The following is a 23,143-nucleotide window of genomic DNA, read 5'->3' on the forward strand; positions in this document are numbered from 1 at the left end:
GGCGGTCGCATGAGTCGCTCTTCCACGCCGGGTTCCCCGGCCGGCCGCCCGGCCGTGCCGCCCAGTCACCGTGCGCAGTCATTCGACTACCCCGAACCCGAGGACGAGGTCGCACTCGATCCCGCGCTGGTGACCTCGCCCGGCCACGGCGCGGTCGGCGTGTTCCAGGCGCCCCGGCCGGTCAGCCGCCGGACGCCGCCGGCCGAGCCCAGCGCGGTCTCGGCCGGCGAGAACGCCGACATCGACTCACCATTTCTGGACCTGTTCGGCGGCGCGCGGCCCGGTGGCCCCCGGGCCGTGACGGCGGCTCCCACCAGCCGCCGCCAACCGGCGATCCCGCAGCAACCGCCGACACCGGCCCGGCCGACTCCGGAGCTGGAGCCACCGTGGACACCCGACGACTCCCCCAGCGGAGGCCACCGGTCCGACATCCGTCCGACCGCTGAAACCCGCGTGCCACACCAGGCCGGCGACCGACGGCCGACGCTGCCGCCCACGACCGAGGTCGAGCAGACCGCCGCAGCCGCGCCGACGGCCACCGGCCCGGCGTCCCGGGCCACGTCGGTCGCGCAGACGGCGGCGCCGGTGGAGCGTCCGAGCGCCCCGACAGAGCAGCCGACCACGTCGTCGGCGGGGCCGGGCACCGCGCCGGCCGACCGGCCCGCCCTGGAACGCGCGCCACGCCGTACCGCCCGGGCGGAGCGACCCACGGGCGTCGGTAAAGAGGTCACCACGCCCCGCCCGCGAGCCGCGAGCCGTCAGGACCGGCCGATCAAGCCGGTCCGGGTCCGCGCCCCGAAAATCAAGTTCGGTGACCGGGACCCGTCGGTCGAGCTTGCCATCACCGAGATCGCCGGCCACCTGACCTTCACGCCGAACACGGTGACCGCCTGGTACTGGCTGCCCGAGGTGCGCTGGGCCTTCCGCCCGGACGCCGAACGCGAGGCGCTGCTCTCGGCGATCTCCGAGCAGTACGCGGGCCTCGCCGGCTTCCGGCTGCACCTGCGCCGGACCACCCGACCGTTCCCGGCCGACGAGTGGGCGCGCACCATCGACACCCACACCGCCGCGCCGCTACCCGACGTTCCCGGCACGACCGGCTGGGCGGACCATCTGGTCGCCGCCCAACGGCACCTCATGGCGGTCAACCACGCCGAGGGGCAGACCTACCTGGGCGTCACCTTCGCCCGTCGTTCCCTCGGCGACTCCATGACCGAACGGTTGCTCCGCACCTTCGGCCGCGGCACGGCGGAGGGCGAACGTCGCAAGCTGGGTCGCACGGTGGAGCAGTTCGACGAGGTGCTCGGCGCGTTCGGCATGCGCGGCCGACGCGTGACCGCGCAGGAGCTGGAATGGCTGCTCTACCGCTCGGTCGCGCTCTGCATGGCGCCCCCGGGTCGGCTCTCGCCGGTGACCGACGGGAACTGGGAGCGCGGTGACCTGCTCGCCCTGACCGAACAGGTGGAACGCTACCGCACCCCGTACGGCTCGACGGTCAAGCTCGTCAACCGGATGACCGGCGAGGAACGGCACGTGGCCGTGCTCGCCGTCGGTCGTATGGAACCGCTGGAGATCCCGGAACGGCACGAACCGTGGCTGCACTTCCACGAACGACTGCCCTGGCCGATGGAGATCTCCACCCGGGTCGACATCCTCGGCTCCGGCGACTCGTTCCGTAACCTCGAACACCGGCTGCGCATGATCCGCTCCCAGCAGCTCGACTACGCCGAGCACGGCATCGACGCGCCCCCGGAGCTGGAACGCCTCGCCAAGCGGGCCCTGGTGATCGGCGACGAGATGACCACCGGGCTACCCGTCGACTCGGCACGCGCACACGGCTGGCACCGCATCGCGGTCGGCGGCCGGACCAGGGAGGAGTGCCTGGAGCGGGCCCGTCGGCTCATCCAGCTCTACTCCCGCGAGCTGCGCATCTCCTTGCAGCACCCGAAGAACCAGGACTGGCTCGCCCGCGAGTTCATCCCCGGCGAACCGATCGCCAACACCGGCTACGTCCGTCGGATGCCCGTCCCGCTGCTCGCCGCCGCGCTCCCCCAGGCCGCCTCCACCGTCGGCGACCGCCGTGGCGACCTGATCGGGCGCACCGCCGGCACCTGCCGTCGCCCCGTCTTCCTCGACCTGCACTTCCCCATGGAGGTACGCGAACGCTCCGGGCTCGCGGTGTTCGTGGCCGAGCCGGGCGGTGGCAAGTCGACCCTGCTCGGCGCGCTGGGCTACCTCGCCGCCCGACGGGGTGTGCAGGTGACCCTCCTCGACCCGTCCGGTCCACTGGCCCGGCTCTGCGCCATGCCCGAGCTGCGCCCGTACTCCCGGGTGTTGAACCTGACCGGGTCCGAGCACGGCACCCTGGCGCCGTACTCGCTCATCCCCACGCCCCTGCGCAGCGAGTTCGCCAGCGGGGCCGCCGGCGACCGCGAGTTCGAGATCGCCGTCTCCAACGCTCGGGCCGAGCGCCGGATGCTGGTCCAGGACATCTGCATGATGCTCGTGCCGCCGCAGGTGGCCCGGGAGGCGTCGACCGCCACCCTGTTCCGGCACGCCGTCCGGCAGGTACCCGCCGAGGAGACGTCCACCCTGGACGACGTGGTGAGCTGCCTCGGGCGGCTCGACGACGACGCCGGCAAGGAACTGGCGAACCTCCTCCTCGACACCGCCGAGATGCCGCTCGCCATGCTGTTCTTCGGCCGGCCACCCGAAGGGCTGCTCGGCGCGGACGCGGCGCTCACCGTGATCACCATGGCCGGGCTCCGGCTGCCCGACCTCAAGATCGAACGTGAGTACTGGTCGGCCGAGGAAGCCCTCGCCCTGCCGATGCTGCACACCGCGCACCGGCTCGCCGTCCGCCGCTGCTACGGCGGGTCGATGTCGTCCCGCAAACTCGTCGGCCTCGACGAGGCGCACTTCATGGAGGGCTGGCGGTCCGGACGTTCGTTCCTGGTCCGGCTCGCCCGTGACTCCCGCAAGTGGAACCTCGCCGCGCTCGTCGCCTCGCAGAACCCCCGCGACATCCTCGGCCTCGACGTGCAGAACCTGGTCTCGACGGTCTTCGTCGGCCGGATCGCCGAAGACGCCGAAATCGCCTCCGAGGCGCTGCGACTGCTGCGGGTGCCGGTCAACGACGGGTACGAGGCCACCCTGGCCTCACTCTCCGCCGCCGACAGCAACTCGGCCTCCCGCCTCGGCTTCCGTGAGTTCGTGATGCGCGACGTCGACGGCCGGGTGCAGAAGGTCCGGGTCGACGTGTCGTACGTCGACGGCCTGCTGGACCACCTCGACACGACGCCCGCCGCGATCGCTGCGGCGGCCGGAGTCCTACCGAGCATCTCCCTGCCCGATCTGGAGGCGTGACATGGCTGGGGCCCGGGTTCGGATCGCGTCGTTCCTGCTCGCGCTCGGCGTCCTGGCGACGGCCACCCTCAGTTGGCCGCTGCTCGGCGCGGAAGCGGCCGCAGCCGCCCCACCCGTCACCCAGGCCCGAGCCGAACTCTGCACCACCGCCGAGTGGCAGGCCGACTTCCGGGCCTGCGTGGGAAAGCTCCAGGAGGTCAGCGAGGACGAGGTGAAGTGCCGCAACGCGCCGACCCCGGGCACCCCCGACTCCGGCCTCGCCGGCTGGTTCGCCGCAGCACCACCCGCCGAGGCGGCGAACGGCATTGCCGGCCGCTACAGCCTCTACGGGTACGCGGGTTACAGCTACAACACTTACGACATCGACGGCGGCTGCGCATCAAGCGTCCTACATCCGGACTACAAGTTCACCACCACGGTGGCGAACGGTGAGTTCATGGTCGCCACCGCTATCGTCGGCGCCTCCAACGCGTTGCGCGAGCGCGCCTGGGATCCCCGGTCCATGTGGGGCTGGGCGGACCCGCTGGTAGAGAAGGCGACGAAGGCCGTCTACGAGAAGGTGTTCAGCGTTTTCGGGATCGTCACGTTGTGCGTGGTGGGGCTCTACCTGCTCTGGCGCTCCCGCCAGTCGGACATGAGCAACGCGATGACCACCGCGGGCTGGGCTCTCCTCGTGATGGTCGCGGTCACCGCGCTGGCCGCCTGGCCGGTGAAGTCGGCGAACATCGCGGACGGCACGTTGGTCACCAGCCTCGGTGTGGTTCACGACGCGGTGGGTCCGCAAGCAAAGGAGCCCGACCCCGATCGGTGCATTGATCCGGACCGTTGCAAGGACCTACGTACACCCGCCGTAAGGGCCAGCGATACCGCCACCGAGACCATGCTCTACCGAAACTGGGTCCGGGGGGTCCTGGGATCGGCCGACAGCGAGACGGCCCGCAAGTACGGGCCGGCGTTGTACGACGCGCGATCTCTGACATGGGGCGAAGCCCAGTCAATGCGCGCCAACCCGGCCACCCGGGAAGCGACGATCAAGGCGAAGCAGCAGCAGTGGGCGCGCGTGGCCCAGCAGATCCAGACCGAGGACCCGGAGGCGTACGAGTACCTCCAGGGTGTCCGGGACATGGACCGGGTCGGGGCGGGATTCATCGCGGTGCTGGCCTCGGTGCTGTTCGCCATGTTCGACCTGACGGCGTCGCTGCTGGTCCTGCTGGGCTTCCTCATCTTCAGATGGGCCGTGATCGCGGCGCCCATCCTGGGCACCGTGGGGCTGCTCCGACCGGCCAGCGCCGGCCTGCGACGGCTGGCGAACGCCGTCGTCGCCGCGATCTTCAACATCGCCATCTTCGGCACCGGTGCCGCCATCTACCTGTTCGCGGTCGATCTGATCATGAGTACGCCCACACTCCCCGGATGGCTCCAGGTGGTGCTGGTGTGGCTGTGCGGCGTGGTCGGTTGGCTACTACTGCGGCCGTACCGACGGATCACCCAGCTCGGCGGCAAGGACAGCAGCGAGGCGGTCGGCTCGGCCGGTTCCTGGCACCGTCGGTTCTTCCGGGACATGCGGGTGGCGGCGCGACTCGACATCGTGGAACCCGGGGGCACTGTGGAACCGGTGGGTGGGCGCCGTCGGTCGCCGGACGCCGAACAGACCCGGCTGCGCCCGGAGGCCCGCCGGGAAGACCCGCCGCCGACGCCGGCACCCGCCCCGGCGGGGAGCCGGCGCACCGACGACGCCAGACCTGATGGTCAGGAACGCTCCGACGAGGCGCCGACCGGGGAGACCGGCGGCCGAGATCGTCCCGTGCCGCCGCGGCCCCGTCGCCGCCAGCCAGCAACCTGGACCGAACCCGACGTTCCGGCGGAGAACCCGTCGTTCGTGGTCTACCGGCCGGGCTCCACCGAACGTGCGCCGGACCGCACCGGACCGCGGGTGCGTTCCGAGGCTCGGTGACAGCGATGCGACGGGCCCTGGAGTTCCTCTTCACCCGGGCGCTGCGTTCCCGGCTGGGAGTGGCCGCGGTGATCGCGGTACTCATCCTCGGGGTGATCGGAGCGGCGCGCCTGGCGTCCGGTCCGGCCGACCCTGCGGACGGTTTGAGCAACCGGCCGAACCGACCGATCACCACCGTCGATCCGACGGCCGGCGACGACGGCCTCGTCGCCACCGAGGCCCCACCGTCGCCGGTCACTCCGCGCGGTGCCCGTACACCGGAGCAGATCGCGGACCGATTCGCGTCGGCCTGGCTCGGCCGGCCCGGCATGACAGCCGAGCAGTGGCAGGCCGGTCTGCGGCCGATGTCGACGCCGGCCCTGACCGAGAAGCTGGCCGGCGCCGAGCCGGGCGGCGTACCGGCCGAGGAGGTGACCGGCCCACCGACGGTGCGGTCGCGCACCGAGACCTTCGTCGAGGTGCTGCTGCCACTCGACACCGGCCGCCTCCGGTTGGAGCTGGTGATCTCGGACAAGAGTTGGCTGGTCGACGTGGTGGATTGGGAACGACAGTGACCGCCGGCCGAGCGGGCCGCGCTCTTCGTCGGCCGATCCGGGCCGGTGTGATCGCCTCGGTAGTCACTGGCGTGTTGCTTCTGCTCTGCTGCACCGGGGGGACCGCGGCGTTCTTCCTGAGCGGGCTCGGGGGCGATGCGGAGAACGGTGACACCCTGGCCGGCTGGGGCTGCGGGCCGGTACGGCCAGTCGACATCACCGGCGAACTGCCCCGGTTCACCGAGTACGGCGACGCGCAGGTCCGCAACGCGGCGATCATCATCAAGGTCGGTCAGGATATGGGGGTGCCCTCCCGCGGGTGGGTGATCGCCCTGGCCACGGCCATGCAGGAGTCCGCCCTGCGCAACCTGGCCAACAGTGACGTGCCCGAGTCGCTCGCCCTGCCGCACGAGGGCGTGGGCGCCGACCACGACTCATTGGGTCTCTTCCAGCAACGTCCGGGTTGGGGATCGATCGCCGAACGCATGACACCCGCGTACACCGCCCGGAAGTTCTACGAGAAGCTCGTCAAGGTCCGTAGCTGGCAGCACCGACCGTTGACCGTGGTGGCGCAGCAGGTCCAGGTCAGCGCCTATCCGGACGCGTACGCGAAGCACGAGGAACTCGCCAGCACGATCGTGGACGCACTCGCCGGTGGTGCGGCCCGCACCGTACAGATCAACGGCAAGGCGGTGTGCGACGCGGCCGAGCGCGGTCAGATCGCCGCCTCCGGCTGGACTGCGCCGATCTCCGGAGACGTCGGCTCCGGCTTCCGGACCGCCGATCGTCCCAGCCACAACGGTGTCGACATCGGAGCGGCAAAGGGTACCGAGATCCGTGCCGCTGCCGCCGGCCGAGTGCTGGTGGCCCGCTGCGACCCGGACAACAGGGGACGCCGGAGCTGCGACGTGGACGGGTATCCGGGCAAGGGTGGCTGCGGCTGGTTCGTCGACATCCTGCACGCCGGTGGTTACATCACCCGCTACTGCCACATGGTGGTGCAGCCCCGGGTCTCGCCGGACCAGATCGTTCCGGCCGGCGAGGTGATCGGGCAGGTTGGCAGCAGCGGCAACTCGTCCGGGCCGCACCTGCACTTCGAGGTGCACCTCCGCAGCGACCGGTCCAGCCGGGGCGCGACCGACCCCATCCCCTTCATGCGCGAGCGGGGCGCTCCGCTGCGCGCCGCGGAGTGAGGCCGGCACCGCATGACCGGACCGCTACCGGACCCGTTCGCCGACCAGCCGGACTGGGCGCCCCGGCCACCGCGCCCCCTGACCATCGTGCCCGCCACCGGGCGGGTGGAGTTACGCGGGCAGCGCGTGCTCGTGGGTCTGCCGGGGTTGGGGTGGCGAGGAGACCTGCGCGCGGACGACCGGGTCGTGCAGGGTGCCCGAACCTACGTGCCGGTCATCCCCGAACACGAGTGGTACCGGGCCGAGGCCGACCAGGTCGAGGTGTTCGCGCCGCTGGTGCCGGTGGAGCGGGTCTGGGTGGAGACGGTCGGTGAACGGCCAATGTCGGAGGGCGCACGGGACACGGGCATCCGGTTGGTCTCGCTGGACGGGCCCTCCCACCGCGCCCCCACACCCGTGTTCGAAGCCGACGCGGTCACCGGCCGTCGGGTGGTGCACGTCGAGGACGGACGTGAACACCGCGACATGCGGGCGGTGACCGAGACCTACTCGGGCGCCGAGGGCGACATCTGCGTGCGGATCACGCCCGAGGTGGAGTGGTACCGCTGGGCCTGGCGCGGCCAGTCACCCACCACGCTGGAGGTCCCGGTCCATCTCCTATGGATCGAGTGACACTTAACGAGCCTTGGTGCCAGTACATACGCGCCAGCCGCCTCTATCCTGGACATCGAACCGCCAGGTGTCAGCCAGACTCTGTTGAATTCCATCGATCGATGCGCTCCGGCGAATTACAGCAACGACCGAGGCATCACTCGGATTGATCTTGGAGACGCTAACGCCTTCGATATTAATCGAGAACGAAACGCCCAGTTCATGTTCACGTTGGACAACCTGCGCATTGAACTCATCCAGCGCCGGGACCGACCCGTCGCAAGTAAATAGCTTTGCTCTGTTGGCGTCGCGGGACACAAGTGCTGCCTGTAGGTAGTTAACGACGACCACGTCGGGGGCGCTTCGGTCCGGGGCGGCAGCGCGGTTGTACAGCACGAGACCTGCCGCCACCCCGCCGAGCAGGAGCAGCGCGAGTACCCCTCCCACCACGATGAGCACGGTGCGCAGCCGGCGGGGCCGTGGCGGTGGTGCCGGCGTTGGCGGGGCCGGCGGCAGCTGTTCGGACGGAGTCCGCTGGGCCGGTACGCGGGAGACCTGGGAACCGGCGGGGGGCTGCACTGATTCCACCTCCTGACGTTAACGGCTGTACGGCCCGGAGCCAATGCCTCAGATCCAGCGGATCGTGACGGACCCCTCCCCACCGGTGACATCCGCGACAACACCGGCGCACCGCCGCAGTACCTCCCGGAGGTGAGGCCGTGGCTGGGATACCGTCACTGCTCGGGGAGGGGTTGCCGACCTCGGGTGAGGGGGTGGACACGGTGGCCGGTCCGAAGGCACGCACGAACCGCGCCGCGGCGCTGCATCGCCGGGCTGCCGCTGTCGTCACCGCCGCCGCCGGGATCCTCGACGAGGTGCGGCCGGCCCCTGCGGACCAGCGCCGCCAGTACGAGTTGGCCGAGCGGCTCCAGGTGGTTGCCGCGCGGCTGGCACCGGGTTGGTCGGGGGCCGCTCTGGATTCACTCGACGTGGGTTCTCCGGCGGGTGACGGCCCACCATCCTTCGTGCGGGTCGGCACGGCGGCGCCGTTGGACGACGCCCGTTTCCCCGCCCTGGTGCCGCTGGTCGGTACGGGACATCTGAGCGTGGATGCCGACGGGCGGGAGGCCCGGGTGGCGGGGCTGTTGCGCGCCGTCGTGCTGCGGCTGCTGGGTGCCGCGCCCGCGGGTGCGCTGCTGGTACGCGCGGTGGATGCCACGGGTGCCGTGCTGACGCCGTTCGGCGCGCTGGCCGATGCCGGGCTGTTGCCTCCGCCGGCGGTGGACGTGGCGGGTCTGCGCGCGGTGTTGACGGAGGCGGAGCAGTGGGTGACGCCGGGGGCGAGCGGACGACGTCGTCACGACCGTACGCTGCTGTTGGTGGTCGCCGCGCTGCCGGAGTTGACCGGCCCGACCGACCTGGCGCGGATCGAGGCGTTGGCCGAGCAGGGGCCGGCGGCGGGACTGCACCTGGTGGTGGCCGGGTGGCCGCCGCCCGGCCCGTACGCGTCCCGGGATCCGTTGCCGCGGGCCACTTCGTTGGTGTTGCGTAACGCGTACGCGCTGCTGGGCGACCCGCCGGGGGCGTCGTTCGCGAGCCCCGGGGCCGAGGCGCCGGGTGGGATGAACTCGCCGGTCTTCGTGGAGACGGACCCACCGGCGGATCTCGTCGACGCGGTGTGTCGGCGACTCGCCGCTCAGGTGGAGGCGGGCTCCCGGTTGGCGTTGGCGGATCTGCTGCCGGAGACGGGTGACAGCCTGTGGTCCGGGGATTCCTCGGACAGTCTCACCACGATGGTGGGTGACGCGGGGGGCCGGCCGGTGCCGTTGGGCTTCACCGAGCTGACGCCGCACTGGCTGGTCAGTGGCCGGTCCGGCGCGGGTCGTGCGGCGTTCCTGACCACCGCCCTGCTGGGACTGGCCGCCCGGTACGGCCCGGACGATCTGGCGCTCTACCTGGCGGACCTGGGCGACGGTGAGTCGTTCGTGGAGTTTCTGCAGACCGAGCGGGACCGCTCCTGGGTCCCGCAGGTGCGGGCTGCGGCCATGGCGGCCGACCGGGAGTACGTCCGGGACCTGTTCGAGCAGTTGACGGCAGAGGTACGGCGCCGCGCTGAGGCGGCGGAGCGGGCCGGCGGGCAGCGCTTCGCGGAGCTGCGCCAGCACCGTCCGCTGCCTCGCATCGTCTGTGTGGTGGACAATGTGCCGCTGCTCTTCGCCGAGCGGGATCGGCTGGCCGCCGAACTGGCCGCGCAGGTGGACGGGCTGGCCCGCGCCGGTCGGGCGTACGGCGTGCACCTGGTGCTGGCCGGCGCGGGTGAGCTGGGGTTGACCGCCCGGACGGACGCCGGGCACCGGGACTCGGCGCTCGGGCAGTTCCCGGTGCGGGTGGCGTTGCCGGGCGGCGGCCCGGTGTTGGAGCCGACGAACGATTCAGCCGCCGGCCTGCCGGTGGGCAGCGCGGTGGTGAACACCGCAGGAGGGTTGGGCGGCCCGCGGGGTGCGATCCGTGGTCACGAGCGGTTGATCCGCCATCCCGATCCGCTGGACGACCCGGAGGTGGTCGAGCGGCTGCGACACGAGCTGTGGGGGGCCCGGCCGTCTGATGCGGCGCCGCCGGTGGTGTTCGCCGGGTACGCGCGTCCGCTACTGGGCAACGACCCGCGTCACCGGGCGGCCCTGGCGGGGCGGGCGTCCGGCCCGGCGGCTCTGCTTGGTCGTGCGGTGGGCGTGGCCCGTACGACGGTCGCCGTACCGCTGGGGCCGGCGCCCGGACGTAACCTCGCGGTGTTGGGGTCGGGCGCGGCGGCGGGTGGACTGCTGGCGACGGCGGCCCGGAGCACCGCGGCCCACCACGCGCCGGGCACCGCGCGCTTCCTGGTGGCCGCGCCCGACCAGGGGGCTCACCCGCTGGCGGAGGCGCTGACGGCCGAGCTGGCCGCCCGTCATCCGGCCCGACTGGTGGACCTGCCGGCGCTGTTGGCCGATGCCGACGACGAGCTTCCGACGTACCTGGTGGTCTTCGGGTTGGACCGGCCCGGGCCCCGGGACCTGCCGGCCGATCGGTTGCGGGCGCTGCTGCGGGACGGGCCGCCGGCGGGCCGGCACCTGCTGGGTTGGTGGCGGGCGGTACCGCCGTTCGCCGCGCTGCTGGAGCCGGACGGCGAGGTCGACAAGCTGGCCGCCGTCGTGGCGCTGGATGTTCCGGCCGCGCAGCTCGCTGCCGTGTTCTCCCGGCCGGTCCAGTGGCGGGCGCACCCGGACCGGGCGGCGCTGTGGGACGGCCCCGACGAGCGGGGCACGATCCTGCTGCCGTTCGCGGACGAAACAGGGCGAGCGGGCGAGACAGGCCACGCGGACGAGACAGGCCACGCGGACGAAACAGGCCGCGCGGGCGATGCGGGGTGAGCCGGCGATGCGTACGGGACGTGCCGAGGTGACGGCGACGGTGACCGGTCCGGGCCCACAACGGGCCGCCGGTCCGGACGCTGGCGCGGCACCTGGCGACGCGTGGGCCGAGTATCTGGCGGCGGCCCGTCAGCTCGACGCGGTTCGTCGCAGCGCGGCGACCGCCGCCGGTGAGCAGGCCCGCTCGGCGCAGGCCGCCCGCGAGGAGCTGACGGCGGTGCGGGCCGGGCTGGCGACCCAGCAGGAGCGGTTGCGGGAGCGGGGCGTACCGGCGATCTCGCTGGTGCCGTCGCCGCCGGAGCTGACGGAGGCCGCCCGGTCGATGGCCGGCGGCCCGGCTGCCGTCCTGGCGGCGCTGCGGACCGCGCGGGGTCGGGCCGAGGCGGCGGACGCGGCGTTGGCCGCGCGTCGCGGCCTCCGACCGACCTCCTGGCCCGCGCGGGCCCGGAACCTCCTGGTGTACGGGCCGCTGGCGCTGCTGGTGCCGCTGATCCAGGTCATCGTGTACGCGACGGCCGGGCCGGGCCGGGTCAGCATGACGGCCCTGGTCGGCGGGTTGCCGATGCCGGCGGCCGCCTTCGTCGTCGGCTGGATCGCTGTCGGCCGCGTGTTCCGTGCCGCCCCCGACCACCTGGTGGACCGCACGGTGCGCTTCGGGGTGCTGGTCTGCCTGGTGCCGGCGGTGCTGGTCACGGCCGGCCTGCTACTGGCCCTGCTGGCCGGTTGATTGGCTGGCCGTCGCGAGGGCGGCCGGGTGGGTCAGCGGGGAAGGATCAGGGCCATCGCTTCGGCCCGCGACTTCGAGTCCGTCTGCAGGATGCCGCGCACCGCCGAGGTGATGGTCTTCGCGCCGGACTTCTGGATGCCGCGCATCGCCATGCACATGTGCTCGCATTCGAGCACGACCACGACGCCGCGCGGGGCCAGCTTGCTCATCAACAGGTCGGCGACCTGCGAGGTGAGCCGTTCCTGCACCTGCGGCCGGCGGGCGAACACCTCGACGAGGCGGGCCAGCTTGGACAGGCCAGTGATCCGCCCGTCCGGGCCGGGGATGTAGCCGATGTGTGCGCTGCCCCGGAACGGCAGAAGGTGGTGCTCGCACAGGCTCATCACGTCGATGTCCCGGACGATCACCAGCTCTTCGTGGTTGGCCTCGAAGGTGGTGCTGAGCACCTGCGCCGGGTCGACGCGTAGACCGGCGAAGAGTTCGGCGTACGCGCGGGCGACCCGGGCCGGGGTCTGTTGGAGGCCGTCCCGGTCCGGGTCCTCGCCGACCGCGATCAGGATCTCGCGGACGGCTCGCTCGATCCGGCCGAGGTCGACCGCGTCCTCGACGGGACGGCCGGTCAGCTTGCCGCTGATCAGTCGGGCGGCGACGTAGTCCAGCTCGTCGTCGCCGTCGGGTTCGGTCGCGGAAACGGCCAGCTCCCGGTGGGGGGAGCTGGCCGTCGGTTCGTTGCTCAGTGCGTACCGTCCGAGTTGTTGCTGGACGGCGACCCGCCACCGACGGACGCCTGCGCGCCGTCGGCCTGGGCCTGCGCCTTGAGCTTGTCCTTCTCCGCAGGGGTGAGCACGGGCGGCTCGGTGGACGGCTGGCGCTTGCCGAACCCGTTGTACGGGGCGAGCGGCGGCCGCTTGACCACCCGGGAGCAGATCCGCGCCATGTCGGCCGTGGAGAGGGTTTCCTTCTCCATCAGCTCGAGCACGATGTTGTCCAGGACGTCCCGGTACTCGACCAGGATCTCCCAGGCCTCGTCGTGCGCCAGCTCGATCAGGGCCCGCATCTCGCCGTCGATCTCGGCGGCCACCGAGTCCGAGTAGTCCCGCTCGTGGCCCATGTTGCGGCCGAGGAACGGCTCGTCCCCGCTGGTGCCGTACTTGATCGCGCCGAGCTTGGAGCTCATGCCGTACTGGGTGATCATCGCGCGGGCCAGCTGGGTGGCCTTCTCGATGTCGTTGCCGGCGCCGGTGGTCGGCTCGTGGAAGACCAGCTCCTCGGCGGCCCGACCGCCCAGCGCGTACGCCAGGGTGTCGATCATCTCGGCGCGGGTCTGGGTGTACTTGTCCTCGGTGGGGAGCACCAGGGTGTGGCCCAGCGAGCGTCCACGGGACAGGATCGTCACCTTGTGTACCGGCGCGGCGTGCGGCAGCGCCCAGGCGACCAGCGCGTGCCCACCCTCGTGGTACGCGGTGATCTTCTTTTCCTGGTCGCTCATCACCCGGGTCCGTCGCTGCGGACCGGCGATCACCCGGTCGATCGACTCCTCCAGGGAGTCGTTGGTGATCGCCCGCTGGTCCTTGCGGGCGGTGAGCAGGGCCGACTCGTTGATCACGTTGGCCAGGTCGGCGCCGCTGAAGCCAGGGGTACGCCGGGCCACCGAGTCGAGGTCGACGTCGGGGGTGAACGGCTTGCCCTTGGCGTGCACCCGCAGGATGGCCTTACGACCCTCCATGTCCGGGGCGTCCACCGGGATCTGCCGGTCGAACCGGCCCGGGCGCAGCAGCGCCGGGTCCAGGATGTCCGGCCGGTTGGTGGCGGCGATCAGGATGACGCCGCCCTTGGTGTCGAAGCCGTCCATCTCGACGAGCAGCTGGTTGAGCGTCTGCTCGCGCTCGTCGTGGCCGCCGCCCATGCCGGCGCCACGGTGCCGACCGACGGCGTCGATCTCGTCGACGAAGACGATCGCCGGGGCGTTCGCCTTGGCCTGCTCGAACAGGTCGCGGACCCGGCTCGCGCCGACACCCACGAACATCTCCACGAAGTCGGAGCCGGAGATGGAGTAGAAGGGCACCCCGGCCTCGCCGGCGACCGCGCGGGCCAGCAGCGTCTTACCCGTTCCGGGCGGGCCGAACAGCAGCACACCCTTCGGGATCTTGGCCCCGAGCGCCTGGTACTTCGCGGGGTTCTGCAGGAAGTCCTTGATCTCGTGCAGCTCCTCGACGGCCTCCTCGGCGCCCGCGACGTCCGCGAAGGTCGTCTTCGGGGTGTCCTTGGTGATCATCTTCGCCTTGGACTTGCCGAAGTTGAGCACCCGGGAGCCGCCGCCCTGCATCTGCGACATGAAGAACAGCAGCAGGAGCACGAGCAGCGCGATCGGCAGCAGGTTGACCAGCAGGCTCACCCAGATGCTGTCCGAGGAGACCTTGGCGTCGGCCGGGCCGGTGACCCGGTTGGCCGCCTTCGCCGCCAGCACCTCGTTCCAGATCTCGTCGCCCACCTGGTACGGGAACTGGGCCTCGATCCGGTCGGTGGTGGTCTCACCGAACTTGGTCTTGTTCTTCAGGTCGAGCTGGAGCGTCTGCTCCTTGTCCTGGAAGATGACCTTGTTGATCTGTGCGGTGTGGAGCTGGTCGAGCGCAACGGAAGTGTCCACGCGGTGGTAGCTGGGACCAGCGGTGAACAGCTGACTGAGCACAACGGCGCCGAGGATGACCAGGATGATCCAGACCACCGGTCGGCGGAAGAAACGCGTACGTTCCATACTGTTGTCGAGCGCCGGAGCGCCCGCATCCTCCTGATCGACGTCCTGACCGTCTGATGGTGTCGCCGCGCTGAGCGGCGGCCGGAGCCGCCGTGCGGGCCGGCCTCGACCCCGAGGCGCCGAAACTGCCGCGCCGCGGTCATTCGACGGTACACCGTGTACGCGAGGAGTGAGCTTGCGAGCCCCGCAGTCGTGCACCATCAAATCCGCGTGAACGCGAGGAGCAGGCCTGCGGGCCCCCGCACCCGGCGCGCCTTGAGTATCGGCGGCACCCAGGTTGGGTAGGCCCACCAGCCCGAAACCAGCGCACGGCGGGTCCGGGGAGGAACCGGCGTGGCGGGGAGTCCGGCCCGGCCACCCGAACGCCCGGTCACGCGGTCGAGGGGTCGGACGCGGAGGTACCTCCACGCCACCGGGGTCCACCGTAACCGCAAGAGCTGAGAGCCCGCTGAACGTCGGCTTGATGAACGCCGATACGAGTCGCCCGCACGCCGCCCGAGGGGCCGGCGGCGGGCCGCAGGTCCGGGTTCAGGAGCGGGCGTACACCTCGGGCTTGAGCACCCCGACGTAGGGAAGTTCCCGGTAGCGCTCGCCGAAGTCGAGGCCGTAGCCGACCACGAACTCGGTGGGGATGTCGAAGCCGACGTACTTCACCGGCACCGGCACCTTGACGGCCTCCGGCTTGCGGAAGAGCGCGACCACCTCGACGCTCGCCGCCGAGCGGGACTCCAGGTAGCGCAGCAGCCAGGAGAGCGTCAGCCCGGAGTCGACGATGTCCTCGACGACCACGACGTGCCGACCGGCGATGTCGCGGTCGAGGTCCTTGAGGATGCGGACCACCCCGGAGGAGGTCGTGCCCTGGCCGTACGAGGAGATGGCCATGAAGTCGAGTTCGGCCGGGGGGCCGTTGCGGCCCAGAGCCCGGGCGAAGTCCGCCATGAACATCACCGCGCCCTTGAGCACGCAGACCAGCAGCAGTCCGTCGCCCACGTGGGCGTAGTCGGCGGAGACCTGCTTGGCCAGCTCCGCTGTCTTCTCGCGGATCTGCGCCTCGGAGATGATCACGTGGTCGATGTCGGCGTCGTACCAGGAGCCGTCAGCCATGACTCCTAGCCTGCCGTACGTCGGATGGCCTCCGTCGGCGGGGCCGCACCTTTCGGCACGGTCCCGCCCGGGATTTTTGCCGCAAAGGGCATCAAAGGCATCAGCTGGTACGGGACCGCCAGCGGCGGCCGTCCTCGCTGGGCTTCCAGTCGGCCGAGTCGTGGCTGTCCGCGGTGAGGCCGGCCGCCGAGGCGGCGACGAGCAGGACGAGGAACAGGAGGAAGAACAGGAACTCCATGGCGGCGCTCACTTTCGCATGATTGCTGTCGGTTTCGCCGCCGGTGCGCACCGGACTGAGACCAGTCTCCGCCGACTCGCGCCACCCGGACAGTGGCAGAGATGCCACTGGGCATCGATTTACTGCCACCTCTCGGGTTACCCTCGTCACATGCTCCGATCCGTCGCCGTCCTCGCCCTGGACCAGGTCGCTCCGTTCGAGCTCGGGGTGCTCGCGGAGGTCTTCGGCACCGACCGGACGGCCGACGGTTTCCCCGCCTACCGCTTCGACGTGTGCAGTCCCGACGGCGCCGCCGTACGCACCTCCGCGGGCTTCCACCTCACCCCGAGCGCCGACCTGACCCCACTCGACGAGGCCGACCTGGTGGCCGTTCCCGCGCACGCTCAGGGCACCGTCGTGCCCGAGTGCGTGCTCGACGCGCTGCGCCGCGCCGACGCGCGCGGGGCCCACCTCATCAGCGTCTGCTCCGGGGCCTTCCTGCTCGGCGAGGCCGGGCTGCTCGACGACCGGGAGTGCACCACCCACTGGCGGTACACCGACGAGCTGCAACGCCGGCACCCCCGCGCCCGGGTGCGCTGCAACTCCCTGTACGTCCAGGACGGTCGGCTGCTCACCAGCGCCGGCACCGCGGCCGGCATCGACGCCTGCCTGCACCTGGTCCGGCAGGTGCACGGCTCGGCCACCGCGACCCGGCTGGCCCGGCGGATGGTGGTCCCGCCGCACCGCGACGGCGGCCAGTCGCAGTACGTGGAGGCGCCGATCCCGAAGGCTCCGGAGGCGCCCACCCTGGAACCGGTGCTGGAGTGGCTGATGGGGCACCTGGACCGGACGACCACGGTGGAGGAGCTGGCCGCCCGCGCCGGGATGGCACCACGGACGTTCGCCCGGCGGTTCCGGGCCGAGACCGGCACCACCCCGCACGACTGGCTCACGAACCAGCGCGTCCTGCTCGCCCGACGCCTGCTCGAGGAGACGCCGTTGAGCGTGGAGGCCGTCGCCGACCAGGCCGGTTTCGGTGACGCCGCGACGCTGCGCCACCACTTCAGCCGCCGGGTCGGCGCCACCCCGCACAGCTACCGGACCACCTTCCGGGACCGGACCGAGGGCGCGGCAGCTCTCAGCGGGGGCTGAGGACCGCCAGTCGGTCGCCGCGACGGAGTACGCGAATGCCCCCGGGCAGATCGGTCGGACCCTGACCGTGCCAGTCGGTGACCAGGGCGTCCAGCGCGGCGACGTGCCGGTGCGACAGCGCGCCCCCGACCGCGCCCAACTCCCGAGCCCAGGCGTGCAGCACCCGAGCACGTACGGCGGAGGTCAGACCGGCCAGCTCCGCCACCGCGAGCCCACCCGCGGGGTGCCGGGCCGTCGCCAGGGCCGTCGCCGCGATCTCGTCGAGTGCCGCGTTGTCCGCCGCCACCAGCCGGGCGGTACGCGCCAGGTTGTCCACCACACCCGGTCCGAGCGCCCGTACCAGCGCCGGCAGCACGTCCGCCCGCACCCGGGAGCGGGCGTACGACGGGTCGGTGTTGTGCGGGTCCTGCCACGGGCTGAGCCCGAGGACGGCACAGGCGGCACGGGTCTGCTCCCGACCGATCCCCAGTAGCGGACGCAGCAGCGGCACCCCGGCCAGCTCCCGCCGGTCGGGCATCCCGGCCAGCCCGCGCGGGCCGGCGCCCCGGGCGAGCGCGAGCAGCACCGTCTCCGCCTGGTCGTCGCGCGTGTGACCGGTGAGCACCGCGACCGCATCGTGCTGCCGAGCGGCCTCGGTCAACGCCTCGTAGCGGGCGTCCCGCGCCGCCGCCTCCGGCCCACCCGGACGACCGGCCACCTCCACCCGCACCGCCACGACCGGCGCGAACCCGACCTCCCGGGCCCAGGCGGCCACCGCCTCCGCGCGCCGCGCCGAACCGTCCTGCAGGCCGTGGTCGACGGTCACCAGACCGGCGGGCCGACCCAGGCGGGGCGCCACGAACACGGTCGCCGCCGCCAGGGCCAGCGAGTCGGCCCCACCGGAGCAGGCGACCAGCACCGGACCGCCGGACGGCAGCCGGGTCAGCGCGCGACGGACCGCCACCCGGATGGCGGCCACCGGTGGGGCGAGCGCGGCCACCGGCGGACGGTCAGCCGGCGGACGGGACGGTGCCGGCCGGGCCGTGCACGCGTGCCACCCAGGCGTCCGGGTCGCCCAACTCCGACAGCCGGGGCAGGGTGAGCGGAGAGTTGAAGATCTGGTTGAAGCCGTCCATGCCGACGCGCTCGACCACACCGTGCACGAACTTGCGGCCCTCGGCGTACTGGCGCATCTTGACGTCCACCCCGAGCAGCCGGCGGATCGCCTTCTCCAACGGGTTGCCCGCCTCCCGGCGACGGTTGAACGAGGCCCGGATCCGCTCCACGCTCGGGATCACCTGCGGGCCGACGCCGTCCATCACGAACTCGGCGTGCCCCTCCAGCAGGGTCATCAAGGCGGTGAGGCGGTCGAGGACGGCCCGCTGCGCCGGGGTCTGCACGATGTCCAGCACGCTCGTCCGGCTCTCCGGGTCGCGGACCGCCTCGGACAGCGTCGCGACACCGCGCCGCAGCCGCTCGACGAGATGCTCGCCGCCGCTGGAGGACGCGTCGACGAACGCCTGCACCTCGCCGAGGAAGTACGCCCGCATCCACGGCACGGCGGTGAACTGGGTGCGGTGGGTGACCTCGTGCAGGCAGACCCACAGCCGGAAGTCCCGGGAGTCGGCCTCGAGCTTGCGCTCCACCTCGACGATGTTCGGCGCCACGAGCAGCAGCTGCCCCGGGTCGGCGGAGAAGACCTCGTACTGGCCGAGCACCCGACCGGACAGGTAGGCCAGGACGGTGCCGGCCTGCACCCCGGTCAGCCGCGACCCGATGGCCTCGGTGAGCGCGCCGGGCTGCTTGTCGCCGGACAGCCGGCTGACCAGTGGGGTGATCACCTCACGCAGCCCGGCGATGTTGGTGGCCGCCCAGTCCCGCCGGTCGACGACCCGCACCGGCGGGTGCGCCACCTGTGCCCGCAGGCCGGTGTAGTCGGCCACGTGCCCGGCGGCCTCGTCGGTCAGCCGCCGCAGGTCGCCGACCACGTCGGTGGCCTCGGCGTACGACACCCGGGGGCCCGACTTGCTCAACGCCCCCGCGGTGGCGGCGGCCAGATCCCAGTCCACGAACTGCGCCATGAACCCACCGTACCCGCGTCGCGACACCCCGGCCCGGGCTCGCGTCGGCGATCGACGCCGGTCGCGGCCCCGCGCCGACCCGGACCGGGCCCGGACGCCGGTCAGCAGCAGCCGGTCGGAGCGGACGCTCAGCGGCAGCCGCAGCCCGCCAGCGCGGACGCGATGCGGTCCAGCGCCGGTTGGGCGGTGTCCGTCCCGCCGGGCACCTTGTCGGTGAGCACCGCGAAGGTGAGCAGGCGGCCGTCCGCCGTGGTGACCAGGCCGGCGATGGCGTGCACCCCGGTCAGGGTCCCGGTCTTCGCGCGTACGGCGCCGGCGCCACCGGCGGTCCCCGGGGCACCCCGGTAGCGCTCGCCCAGCGTGCCGGACCAACCGCCCACCGGCAGGCCCCCGAAGACGCCGGCCAACTCCGGGTGATCCGAGCTTGCGGCCAGTCGGATCAGGTCGGTGAGCAGGGAAGGGCTGATCCGGTTGCGGCGCGACAGGCCACTGCCGTCGGAGAGGGTGATCTCGTCGGCGGGTAGACCCAGCGCCGCAACCTCGGCGTCCATGGCGGCGGCGGCGCCGTCGAACGACGCCTTCTGCTTGCGGGCCAGCGCCACCTGGCGGGCCAGCGCCTCGGCCAGCAGGTTGTCGCTCTCGCTGATCATGATGTCGACCAGCCGGATCAGTGGTGGCGACTGCACCACACCCAGCTCCGTGCCGGCTGGCGGGGTGCCACCGGCGGCGGTCGACAGGGCCGGGGCCGTACCCCGTTTGACGGCGCTGGTCGGTACGCCGAGCAGCCGGGCGAACGACCGGCCGGCGGCCAGGTCGGGCTCGGCGACCCGCTCGGCCCCTCCGGGCTCGGCGCCCGGGTCCTTGCGCGCGCCGTCGGTCATCAGCGCGGTCACCGCGCCGCCGTACCCGCCGGTCGGGATGTCGTCGTCCCAGCCGGGACCGTACACGGGACCGGAGTAGACCGTGCCGTCGACGGTGACGCTTGTCGGGGCGGTGCCGCCGAGGGCGGTACGCACCTGCGCGGCCAGGTCGTCCAGACGTGCCGCGCCGGGGTAGTAGCCCTTCTTGTTCACCGCGAGCGTGGGGTCACCGCCTCCGACGATCACCACCTCGCCCGGCTTCGCGCCGGCCACCGCCCGGGTCGGAATGCGGAATCCGGGACCGCGGGCGGCCAGTACGGTCACCGCGGTCGCCAGTTTGGTCACCGATGCGGGCACCGTGCCGTCGTCCGCCCCCTTGTCGTACAGCGTCTGGCCGGTGGTCACGTCGGCCACCGAGACGTTCACCCGGTCACCCAGCGCGGGTACGCCGACCAGCGGGTCGAGCGCGGCCCGTACCCCGTCGGGCGTGGGCAGGGGAGCGTTCGGGTCGGGCTCGTTCAACACGTCGGACGGGTCGGGTTCCGCGGCGGGGCCGGCGGCGGTCGGAGCGGACGCGTCGTCCTCGCCCAGCCACGCGGCGACCGGACCGGGCCGGGCCACCACGACACCCACACCGGCCAGCACGAGCAGCACCACGACGGCCAGCACGGCCACCAGTCGCCCACGGCGACGTGGCGGGGGCGGCGGCGCTACCGGCGGCTCGACGCCCGCCGCGGCCGGCAGCGCGGAGATCGGCGGACCCAGCGGGGGTACGCCGGTCGGGATGCGGACCGTCGGCCCGTCACCGGACACCGGGCCACCTCGGGCCGGGCTGGTCGGGGGCGTGGGACGCGTCGGGCGCGCGCCACCGGTGGGACGCTCGGAGCCGACGACCGGAAAGCGACCGTTGTTCGGACCGGCCGGGGCCGAGCCCGACTGACCCCACGGCAGTGGGGCGGGGCGCTCGGGGACCGACCCGTCCGGCGTCCGGGGGAGGTGCGCGTCCGGCACCGGAACCCGCCCGGTCGCCCCACCGGAGCCGGATCGTCCGGTACCGCGAACGACGCCCCCGTCCGGGCGGTAGTGTGAATCTTCCCTCCCCACGACCCCCTCCTCCCCCAACGAAAATCGGCTTGGGTGACACTACTTCGGTCCGAAGACTATGCGGCGGCCGGAGTCGGCGGGTGGGCATTCGCCTGTCCGGAGGGCCGCCAGTGGTTCCGTTAGCCAGCGTGGGCAGACGAGGGAGCGTGCAGATGGATTTCGACGTGACGGTTGAGATCCCGAAAGGTCACCGCAACAAGTACGAGGTGGACCACAAGACCGGCCGGATCCGGCTGGACCGCACCCTCTTCACGTCCACCCAGTACCCGGCCGACTACGGCTTCATCGAGGACACGCTGGGCGAGGACGGCGACCCACTGGACGCGCTGGTGCTGGTCCCCGAACCGACCTTCCCGGGCTGCCTCATCCGCTGCCGGACCATCGGCATGTTCCGGATGACCGACGAGAAGGGCGGCGACGACAAGGTCCTCTGCGTGCCCTACGAGGACCCCCGCCAGGAGCACCTGCGCGACATCCACCACCTGGGCGAGTTCGACCGCCTGGAGATCCAGCACTTCTTCGAGGTGTACAAGGACCTGGAGCCCGGCAAGTCGGTCGAGGGCGCGACCTGGGTCGGCCGCACCGAGGCCGAGGCCGAGATCCGCGCCTCCTACCAGCGGGCGCGGGACGCCGAGGCGCGCGGCGAGTCCTCCCACTGACGTTCGACCACCGACAGGGCCCGGGGGCTGCTCATCCGAGCAGCCCCCGGGCCCTGTCGTACAGGTCGAGCACCGCGCAGGCGACCGGCACCACGGCGACCACGAGGGCCGTGTCGGTCAGGTCCGCCAACCGCCCGAGGTACGGCGACACCGGCCGCCGGGCGTACCCGACGGCCGCGGCCACGGTCACCAGGCCCAGCGCCGCCCCGCCGAGGACCAGCGCCAGGCGGGCGGTGTCGTCGACCCGGTCGACCAGCACCGCGCCCAGCACCGCGTAGCCGGCGAGCCCGGCGAGCACCGTCGGCACCCGGTGCCGTACCGCCACGAACAGCCGTGAGCGCAGCAGCAGCACGGCCGAGACCACCGCCACCAGCACCGGGCCGGCCGTCCCACCTGCCACGCCGAGTACGACGGCGGCGCCGACCGCCAGCACCGCGTGCCCGAGCAGCATCCCGGTGAGCATCTCCTCGGTGCGGGTGACCGCCGCCTGCACCCGGCCCCGGTCCGGCAGGTCCGCGGGACGTTCCGGCTCCGCGGCGGGCGGGGTGGCCGGCAGGGTGATCGGCGGCAGCGGCAGCTTGCCGAGGCGGATGGCCAGCAGCGGGATCGCCCCGATGGCGAAGACCAGCGCGCTGAGCAGCACCGCCGCGGTGCCGGCGGGAGTCGACGGCAGAGCGCCGAGCGCCGCGCCGGCACCGAGCAGACCGACCGTGACGCCGGCCACGAAGATCCGCTGTCGGCTCGCCACCCCGAGCAGACCGACCAGCGCCACGAGCAGCAGCGCCACCGAGCCGGCCAGCAGTTCGGGCGCGCCGACCCAGCGCACCGGTCCGAGCGGGCCGACCGGGTCACCCGAGCCGACCGCGAGGGCGCCGGCCACGAAGGCGTACGGGAGGGCGTACCCGCCGAGCGTCGCGCCGGCGGCGCCGTCGCCGTTGGCACGGCTGGCGACCGCGCCGGCCACGGTGAGCAGCAGCGCCACCACCGCCGCCACCACCCAGCCGCTTCTCGACGTCGGGCCGCCGGCGAGCAGGGCGAGCAACCCGACGGCGAGCGGCACGGCGGCGCCGGTCAGACCGGCTACCCGGGTGGCGGCGGGTGACCAGGCCCCGCCACGTCGACGGGCCCCGTCGGCGATCGCCTCCACGACGTCGTCGTACTCCAGTTCGGGCCAGTGGGCGCGGGCCGGCACGAGGTGCAGCACCTCGCCGTCGCGGACACCCTGCGGCAGCAGCGCCTGCGCGGTCGCCAGCAGCGCGCCGTCGGTGCGGCGCAGCACCCAGCCGCCGTGGCGTTCGCCGTCGTCGGCCAGTCCCTCACCGGCGTGCCGGAGCACGTCGGGCAGCAGCTCGGCCAGGGGGACCTGCTCCGGCAGGGCGACGTCCACCCGCCGTTGGGGCGCGCTGATGGTGACGCGGGCCAGTCCGGTTGTCATCGACCGGTCTCCATATCGAGCGGTAT

Annotated in this window: 18 protein-coding genes; 9 read left to right on the forward strand and 9 right to left on the reverse strand. The window is 72.7% G+C overall.

All coding sequences use genetic code 11. The annotated features are described in order from the left end of the window. Positions 1–9: 9 nt before the first annotated feature. From ACTFTM_RS30525 to ACTFTM_RS30545, 5 genes are read left to right on the forward strand one after another with little or no spacing between them, the layout of a single operon-like run. Positions 10–3,366, forward strand: coding sequence for an ATP-binding protein (locus tag ACTFTM_RS30525; protein WP_449563751.1), 3,357 nt, complete (start codon positions 10–12; stop codon positions 3,364–3,366). A 1-nt stretch (position 3,367) separates the two neighbouring features. Further along, on the forward strand, positions 3,368–5,320 hold the full coding sequence (locus tag ACTFTM_RS30530) for an MFS transporter (RefSeq protein ID WP_449563752.1): 1,953 nt from the start codon (positions 3,368–3,370) through the stop codon (positions 5,318–5,320). Continuing rightward, positions 5,317–5,874, forward strand: coding sequence for a hypothetical protein (locus ACTFTM_RS30535; RefSeq protein WP_449563753.1), 558 nt, complete (start codon positions 5,317–5,319; stop codon positions 5,872–5,874). The genes ACTFTM_RS30530 and ACTFTM_RS30535 overlap by 4 nt, the downstream gene beginning before the upstream one ends. Further along, positions 5,871–7,046: a M23 family metallopeptidase gene (locus tag ACTFTM_RS30540; protein WP_449563754.1), complete on the forward strand. Its 1,176-nt coding sequence runs from the start codon at positions 5,871–5,873 to the stop codon at positions 7,044–7,046. Before ACTFTM_RS30535 ends, ACTFTM_RS30540 begins: the two co-directional genes overlap by 4 nt. 12 nt (positions 7,047–7,058) lie before the next feature. Continuing rightward, the gene (locus ACTFTM_RS30545) at positions 7,059–7,658 is read left to right on the forward strand and encodes a hypothetical protein (protein ID WP_449563755.1); all 600 of its coding nucleotides are present in this window, start codon (positions 7,059–7,061) and stop codon (positions 7,656–7,658) included. Positions 7,659–7,661: 3 nt separating this feature from the next. Here the strand turns inward: ACTFTM_RS30545 and ACTFTM_RS30550 are convergent, their stop codons facing one another. Continuing rightward, positions 7,662–8,096, reverse strand: coding sequence for a hypothetical protein (locus ACTFTM_RS30550; protein WP_449563756.1), 435 nt, complete (start codon positions 8,094–8,096; stop codon positions 7,662–7,664). A gap of 314 nt (positions 8,097–8,410) precedes the next feature. Here ACTFTM_RS30550 and ACTFTM_RS30555 point away from each other — a divergent pair, with 314 nt between their 5' ends. Beyond that, positions 8,411–11,044: an FtsK/SpoIIIE domain-containing protein gene (locus ACTFTM_RS30555; RefSeq protein ID WP_449566773.1), complete on the forward strand. Its 2,634-nt coding sequence runs from the start codon at positions 8,411–8,413 to the stop codon at positions 11,042–11,044. Between the two features lie 7 nt (positions 11,045–11,051). Further along, positions 11,052–11,771: a hypothetical protein gene (locus ACTFTM_RS30560; protein WP_449563757.1), complete on the forward strand. Its 720-nt coding sequence runs from the start codon at positions 11,052–11,054 to the stop codon at positions 11,769–11,771. 32 nt (positions 11,772–11,803) lie between these two features. Here the strand turns inward: ACTFTM_RS30560 and folE are convergent, their stop codons facing one another. From folE to ACTFTM_RS30580, 4 genes are all read right to left on the reverse strand, one after another. After that, positions 11,804–12,469: a GTP cyclohydrolase I FolE gene (gene folE, locus ACTFTM_RS30565; protein ID WP_355052593.1), complete on the reverse strand. Its 666-nt coding sequence runs from the start codon at positions 12,467–12,469 to the stop codon at positions 11,804–11,806. A 35-nt stretch (positions 12,470–12,504) separates the two neighbouring features. After that, entirely contained in the window at positions 12,505–14,526 is a 2,022-nt protein-coding gene (gene ftsH, locus ACTFTM_RS30570; protein WP_435205422.1) for an ATP-dependent zinc metalloprotease FtsH, read from the reverse strand. 528 nt (positions 14,527–15,054) lie between these two features. Continuing rightward, complete coding sequence (gene hpt / locus ACTFTM_RS30575) at positions 15,055–15,630, reverse strand: hypoxanthine phosphoribosyltransferase (protein WP_421473568.1); 576 nt, start codon at positions 15,628–15,630, stop codon at positions 15,055–15,057. A 100-nt stretch (positions 15,631–15,730) separates the two neighbouring features. Further along, on the reverse strand, positions 15,731–15,880 hold the full coding sequence (locus ACTFTM_RS30580; RefSeq protein WP_449566788.1) for a hypothetical protein: 150 nt from the start codon (positions 15,878–15,880) through the stop codon (positions 15,731–15,733). A gap of 138 nt (positions 15,881–16,018) precedes the next feature. Here ACTFTM_RS30580 and ACTFTM_RS30585 point away from each other — a divergent pair, with 138 nt between their 5' ends. After that, on the forward strand, positions 16,019–16,999 hold the full coding sequence (locus ACTFTM_RS30585) for a GlxA family transcriptional regulator (protein ID WP_449563758.1): 981 nt from the start codon (positions 16,019–16,021) through the stop codon (positions 16,997–16,999). On the opposite strand, the gene tilS is transcribed toward ACTFTM_RS30585, so the two are convergent. From tilS to dacB, 3 genes are all read right to left on the reverse strand, one after another. Continuing rightward, positions 16,986–17,978, reverse strand: coding sequence for a tRNA lysidine(34) synthetase TilS (tilS, locus tag ACTFTM_RS30590; protein ID WP_449563759.1), 993 nt, complete (start codon positions 17,976–17,978; stop codon positions 16,986–16,988). The two genes, ACTFTM_RS30585 and tilS, sit on opposite strands and share 14 nt — an antisense overlap. 10 nt (positions 17,979–17,988) lie before the next feature. After that, a complete protein-coding gene (locus ACTFTM_RS30595; RefSeq protein ID WP_449563760.1) occupies positions 17,989–19,059 on the reverse strand; it encodes a zinc-dependent metalloprotease in 1,071 nt (356 codons plus the stop codon). A 128-nt stretch (positions 19,060–19,187) separates the two neighbouring features. After that, positions 19,188–20,663, reverse strand: a complete 1,476-nt coding sequence (gene dacB / locus ACTFTM_RS30600) for a D-alanyl-D-alanine carboxypeptidase/D-alanyl-D-alanine endopeptidase (RefSeq protein WP_449566774.1) — start codon at positions 20,661–20,663, stop codon at positions 19,188–19,190. A gap of 512 nt (positions 20,664–21,175) precedes the next feature. Between dacB and ACTFTM_RS30605 the strand changes: the two genes are divergently transcribed. Beyond that, on the forward strand, positions 21,176–21,682 hold the full coding sequence (locus ACTFTM_RS30605; RefSeq protein WP_393052500.1) for an inorganic diphosphatase: 507 nt from the start codon (positions 21,176–21,178) through the stop codon (positions 21,680–21,682). A 31-nt stretch (positions 21,683–21,713) separates the two neighbouring features. On the opposite strand, the gene eccD is transcribed toward ACTFTM_RS30605, so the two are convergent. Further along, positions 21,714–23,117, reverse strand: a complete 1,404-nt coding sequence (gene eccD, locus ACTFTM_RS30610) for a type VII secretion integral membrane protein EccD (RefSeq protein WP_449563761.1) — start codon at positions 23,115–23,117, stop codon at positions 21,714–21,716. Positions 23,118–23,143 lie beyond the last annotated feature (26 nt).

This window comes from Micromonospora sp. RB23 (assembly GCF_053585025.1).

What these genes read in the sequence shown, in the direction of transcription:
- eccD (WP_449563761.1), bottom strand. Translation starts at nt 23,117, where the DNA reads ATGACAACCGGACTGGCCCGCGTCACCATCAGCGCGCCCCAACGGCGG.
- hpt (WP_421473568.1), bottom strand. Translation starts at nt 15,630, where the DNA reads ATGGCTGACGGCTCCTGGTACGACGCCGACATCGACCACGTGATCATC.
- ACTFTM_RS30545 (WP_449563755.1), top strand. Translation starts at nt 7,059, where the DNA reads ATGACCGGACCGCTACCGGACCCGTTCGCCGACCAGCCGGACTGGGCG.
- ACTFTM_RS30560 (WP_449563757.1), top strand. Translation starts at nt 11,052, where the DNA reads ATGCGTACGGGACGTGCCGAGGTGACGGCGACGGTGACCGGTCCGGGC.
- ftsH (WP_435205422.1), bottom strand. Translation starts at nt 14,526, where the DNA reads ATGGAACGTACGCGTTTCTTCCGCCGACCGGTGGTCTGGATCATCCTG.
- ACTFTM_RS30530 (WP_449563752.1), top strand. Translation starts at nt 3,368, where the DNA reads ATGGCTGGGGCCCGGGTTCGGATCGCGTCGTTCCTGCTCGCGCTCGGC.
- ACTFTM_RS30595 (WP_449563760.1), bottom strand. Translation starts at nt 19,059, where the DNA reads ATGGCGCAGTTCGTGGACTGGGATCTGGCCGCCGCCACCGCGGGGGCG.
- ACTFTM_RS30605 (WP_393052500.1), top strand. Translation starts at nt 21,176, where the DNA reads ATGGATTTCGACGTGACGGTTGAGATCCCGAAAGGTCACCGCAACAAG.
- ACTFTM_RS30525 (WP_449563751.1), top strand. Translation starts at nt 10, where the DNA reads ATGAGTCGCTCTTCCACGCCGGGTTCCCCGGCCGGCCGCCCGGCCGTG.
- ACTFTM_RS30585 (WP_449563758.1), top strand. Translation starts at nt 16,019, where the DNA reads ATGCTCCGATCCGTCGCCGTCCTCGCCCTGGACCAGGTCGCTCCGTTC.